This is a genomic window from Dietzia sp. SYD-A1, from assembly GCF_015356725.1.
Classification (GTDB): domain Bacteria; phylum Actinomycetota; class Actinomycetes; order Mycobacteriales; family Mycobacteriaceae; genus Dietzia.
Genome location: NZ_JADDKI010000496.1, coordinates 1 through 2,606 on the forward strand (window position 1 = coordinate 1; position 2,606 = coordinate 2,606).

At 71.9% G+C, this 2,606-nt stretch carries 3 protein-coding genes; 2 read left to right on the top strand and 1 reads right to left on the bottom strand.

Translation table 11 applies throughout. The features are described 5' to 3' along the window. Positions 1-80: 80 nt before the first annotated feature. Entirely contained in the window at positions 81-1,877 is a 1,797-nt protein-coding gene (locus IY392_RS16040; protein WP_194861755.1) for an ABC transporter ATP-binding protein, read from the top strand. Next, complete coding sequence (locus IY392_RS16045; protein WP_194861756.1) at positions 1,874-2,296, top strand: hypothetical protein; 423 nt, start codon at positions 1,874-1,876, stop codon at positions 2,294-2,296. Before IY392_RS16040 ends, IY392_RS16045 begins: the two co-directional genes overlap by 4 nt. Here the strand turns inward: IY392_RS16045 and IY392_RS16050 are convergent. Further along, positions 2,269-2,606 (bottom strand): cupin domain-containing protein (locus IY392_RS16050; RefSeq protein WP_194861757.1); only part of this gene is annotated, 338 nt, incomplete at its 5' end. The two genes, IY392_RS16045 and IY392_RS16050, sit on opposite strands and share 28 nt — an antisense overlap.

The window sequence follows — 2,606 nt, forward strand, 5'->3', positions numbered from 1 at the left end:
ACTCACGACGAACTGCTCGACCGCGGCGGGCTCTATGCCGAGTTGACCGAGGCCGAGTCGCGGGCGGGGGCGGGGATCCGATGAGCGGAGTGGGCACGATGTGGCGGATCGCCGGGGCCGAACGGGTCCGCGTCCTGCGCGGGGTGGGCTGGCGGATCGTCCAGTCCCTGCTCGGCGGGCTGCTCTACGGGGTGCTGATCACCCTCGTCGTCGACCTGGCCCGCGGTGGGCAGGTCGACAGGAACCGGGCCGTTCAGGTGACCGTGGTGGCCGTGGCAACGCTCATCGGACAACTGCTCGCCTCGTATCTGGCCGCCAGGGATTCCTGGTTGGCCTCCTACCAGGTGTCCGCTCATGTCCGCGAGTGGGTGCTCGAGCACCTGCTCCGCGTGCCCGTCCCGACGGCCACCGGTCGCCGCCGCGGGGAGATCCAGGCCCTGCTCACGGGTGACATGCAGCAGATCGAGGACTTCCTGTCCGAAGGGCTGCCCAAGCTGGGACAGGCTCTCGGGCTGCCGGTCTTCGTCGTGGTGGCCGCGGCCGTCTACGACCCGGTCGTCGCTCTCGTGCTCGCCGGCGCCGTCCTCGCGGCGATCCCGGCGACCGTGTGGGCGGGGACCCGGACGACCGCCGCCGCCCGGGAGCGGACCACCCTGCAGGCCGAGTCCTCGGCGCGGTTCGTCGACGTGCTCACCGGGATCACCGTGTGGAGGGTCCTCGCGGCGCCGGGGCGGATCGCCGACGTCCTGCGCGCAACGGCGCTTGACCTGCGCGACTCCTCGGTGCGGATGCTCGGCAGGCTGATCCCCCCGCTGATGCTGGCCTCGGCTGTCCTCATGGCCGGCGTCCCGGTGCTGATGGCGGTGGTGGCCGGCCGCGGAACGGAGATCGCCGTGGGGTTCCTCCTCGTGGCGATCGCCGTCTACCGGCCTCTGGTGGCCGCGCTGTCGGTGGGGGAGCAGTGGCACGTGACCCGCTCGGCCCTGGAGCGGCTGCGATCGGTGGCCGAGATCCCGCAGCTTCCCGACCCGGCGGAGCCCCGGACACCACGAGGTGTCGAGGTGCGGTTCGACGACGTGGGATACGACTACCCGGACGGCACCCCGGCGCTCCGGGGGATCGATCTGGAACTCCCCGAGAAGGGGATGGTCGCCGTGGTCGGCCACTCGGGCAGCGGGAAGTCCTCGCTCGGTGGCCTGCTCTCACGCCTCGACGATCCCGCCGCCGGGTCGGTGAGGATCGGCGGAGTGGACGTCCGCGAGATCGCCCCGGACACCCTCGCGGCCACGGTGACCCAGGTGTTCCAGCACACCCATCTGGTGCCGGGGACGGTGGCCGAGAACATCGCGCTCGGCCGCCCCGACGCCGACCGTGCCGACATCGTCGACGCGGCCACGCGCGCGCGGCTCCACGCCGCGATCAGCGACCTGCCCCACGGATACGACACGCGTCTGGGGGAGGACGGAGCCGGGCTGTCCGGGGGACAGCGGCAGCGCGTGGCCATCGCCCGGGCCCTGCTCGTGGATGCACCGGTCGTAGTGCTGGACGAGCCCACCTCGGCCCTGGACACCCGGACCGAGAGCGAGGTCTCGGAGGTGATCGCTGAGTTGGCCCGCGGACGATCCGTCCTGCTCATCGCACATCGCCTCGGCACGGTCACCCGAGCCGACGAGATCGTCGTCCTGGAGCAGGGGCGGGTGATCGAGCGCGGTACCCATGCGCAGCTGCTGAGCACGGACGGACGGTATCGACGGATGTGGGACCGGGCCGAACCGGCCGGTGATCCCGCCCAGAAGAGCCCCGCCCAGAGGAGTCCCGCCCGGAACGGGTCCCGCGCCCGGTCGACAGCCGGGACGGATGAGAGGAGCAGACGATGACGAAGTCCCATCACCCGGAGAACCCGCCTCGCCCGAACCCCGGCGACCGACCGCAGAACGCTTTCACGCTGATGTACTGCGGCACGTGCGGCGGGGAGAGGGAGTCCGCGCTGCTCTCGGCCCTGAGCCGGGCGGTGGGCCGCTCTGCCCACGGAGTGCTGGCGCGCGCCACCTGCCTCTTCGGCGGCAGGTGTGGGGCCGCACGGGAGTCGAACGCGGACGGCCCCGTCGTCCTAGTGCAACGGTGCCATCGCGTCACCCGCGAGCCCCGAGGACACGTGGTGACGATCGGGCCCGTGCGGACCACCCCGGAGGTCAACGGACTCATCCGGTGGCTCGAGACCTCCGAACTCACGGTGAACGAACTCCCGCTGCCTCTCCGGCGAGCGCACTACGAGCGGGTGGCGTCGAGGAACTGATCGGGGACGTCGCCCGGCGGGTGACGTGAGTCGTCCGGCGTCGTGCGATCGACGCGGGTGACGGCTCGGTCGCCGTGCGGCCCGAACAGGTGCAGGATCTCCACCGCGGTGTCATCGGCCGGGCCGAACCAGTGCGGGATGCGGGGATCGAACTCGGCGGTCTCCCCGGGGCCGAGGAGGTGCTCGTCGGTGTCGAGCAGCAGGCGAAGGGTGCCGGCGAGCACGTAGAGCCAGGCGTGGCCAGGGTGGGACGTCAGGGTGGGTTCGCGGGGACCGACTATGTGCTTGAAGACCTGAACCCGTCCGGGGT